Annotated in this window: 1 protein-coding gene; it reads left to right on the top strand. The window is 69.9% G+C overall.

Annotation, left to right across the window (positions count from 1 at the left end):
• A partial coding sequence (locus ABD329_RS47620; protein WP_344318255.1) for a type I polyketide synthase occupies positions 1-2,229 on the top strand: 2,229 nt, incomplete at both ends.

Genomic DNA, 2,229 nt, shown 5'->3' with positions numbered 1-2,229 from the left:
GCGGGCGTTGGACGACGACGAGACCGCGGTGATGATCGCGGACATCGACTGGGAGCACTTCGCCTCCCGGTTCACCGCCACACGGCCCAGCCCGCTGTTCGGTGCATTGCTGGGTGGCGCCGCTCATACCACGCCCGCGGCGGGCGCGTTCGTCGACCGGCTACGGGCCCTCGCCCCGGCCGAGCGGGAACGGACGGTCCTTGAACTCGTACGTGGCCAGGTGGCCGCCGTACTGGGGCATGCCACCCCGGCGGCGATCGACACCGCAGCGACATTCCAGTCAGCCGGTTTCGACTCCCTGACCGCGATCGAACTCCGCAATCGGCTCATGGCGGCCACCGGAGTGCAGACACCTGCCTCGGTCGTCTTCGACTACCCCACTCCGGAGCTTCTCGCCGGCCACCTGCGGGAGCAACTGCTCGGGGCCGGGTCGGCAGCGCTCTCGACGCCGGTCGCCGCGGCTCCGGTGGACGACGACCCGATTGCGATCATCGGGATGAGCTGCCGATTCCCAGGTGGTGTCGACTCGCCCGAAGAGCTGTGGCGGCTTCTGGAGTCGGGGACGGATGCCACTTCCGCCTTTCCACAGGACCGAGGCTGGGACCTCGCCGGCGGAGCCGATGGCACGTCGGTCCGGGCGGGTGGCTTCCTCTACACGGCGGCAGAGTTCGACCCCGCGTTCTTCGGAATCTCGCCGCGCGAGGCGATCGCGATGGATCCGCAGCAGCGGCTGCTGCTGGAGGCTTCGTGGGAGGTCTTCGAGCGGGCCGGGATCGCCGCGGACGCGTTGCGGGGCAGCCCCACCGGAGTGTTCGTCGGCACAAACGGCCAGGATTACGCCGCCCTCGTCGGCAACGCGCCACAGCGGACGGACGGCCATCTGGCCACCGGCAGCGCGGCGAGCGTGGCGTCCGGCCGTCTGTCTTACACCTTCGGGCTCGAGGGCCCGGCCATCACCGTGGACACGGCGTGTTCGTCGTCGCTGGTGGCCATGCACCTGGCCGCGCAGGCGCTGCGCTCGGGCGAATGCCGTATGGCACTTGCGGGCGGGGCAACGGTAATGGCCACGCCCACCGCGTTCGCCGAGTTCTCCCGGCAAGGCGCGTTGGCCGCTGATGGCCGGTGCAAGGCGTTCGCGGCGGGCGCGGACGGCACCGGCTGGGGTGAAGGCGTAGGCGTTCTGCTGTTGGAGCGGCTGTCCGACGCGGAGCGCAACGGCCACCGGGTCCTGGCGATGATGCGGGGCTCCGCCGTCAACCAGGACGGTGCCTCGAATGGGTTGACGGCGCCGAACGGCCCGTCGCAGCAGCGAGTGATCCGTCAGGCCCTGGCGAACGCCCGGCTGTCCACGGTGGATGTGGACGCGGTGGAGGCGCACGGTACGGGTACGACGCTGGGCGACCCGATCGAGGCGCAGGCGCTGCTGGCGACCTACGGCCAGGACCGGGATCCGGATCGGCCGCTGCTGCTGGGCTCCGTGAAGTCCAACATCGGCCATACACAGGCCGCGGCCGGTGTGGCTGGTGTGATCAAGATGGTGATGGCGATGCGCCATGGTGTGCTGCCGCGGAGTCTGCACATCGACGAGCCCACTCCCCACGTGGACTGGACGGCCGGACGGATCGCACTGCTCACCGAACCGTCCCCTTGGCCTCGGACGGGGGCGCCGCGACGCGCCGCGGTCTCCTCGTTCGGTGTGAGTGGCACCAACGCGCATGTGATCCTCGAGCAGGCATCTGTGGTGGCCGAAACCGAGGAACGCGACGCTGCGCGAACGCCCGAACCGCCAGCTGTTCCGTGGGTGCTCTCGGCGCGGAGCGAGGCGGCGCTACGGGCGCATGCCCTCAGGCTTGGGTCCTTCGTGAGTGCCGATGCTGATCTGCGTCCGGTCGATGTCGGCTGGTCGCTGGCGTCGGCTCGCGCGGTGTTGTCACACCGTGCGGTGGTCGTGGGCGCTGAACGTACGGAACTGCTGCGTGAGCTGGAGGCCGTGGCGAGTGGTAGCGCCACGGTCGGCGAGGCCCGCACGCATTCCGGGGTGGTGTTCGTGTTCCCGGGGCAGGGGTCGCAGTGGGTTGGGATGGCGTTGGAGTTGGTGGAGTCCTCGCCGGTGTTCGCGGGGCGTTTGGGTAAGTGTGCGGATGCGTTGGCGCCGTTCGTCGAGTGGTCGTTGTGGGATGTGTTGGGTGATGAGGTGGCGTTGGGGCGGGTTGATGTGGTGCAGCCGGT

The organism is Streptomyces javensis (assembly GCF_039525925.1).
GTDB lineage: Bacteria > Actinomycetota > Actinomycetes > Streptomycetales > Streptomycetaceae > Streptomyces > Streptomyces asiaticus.
Note: the sequence above shows the minus strand (reverse complement) of the source record. Positions and strands in the feature narration are given on the sequence as shown.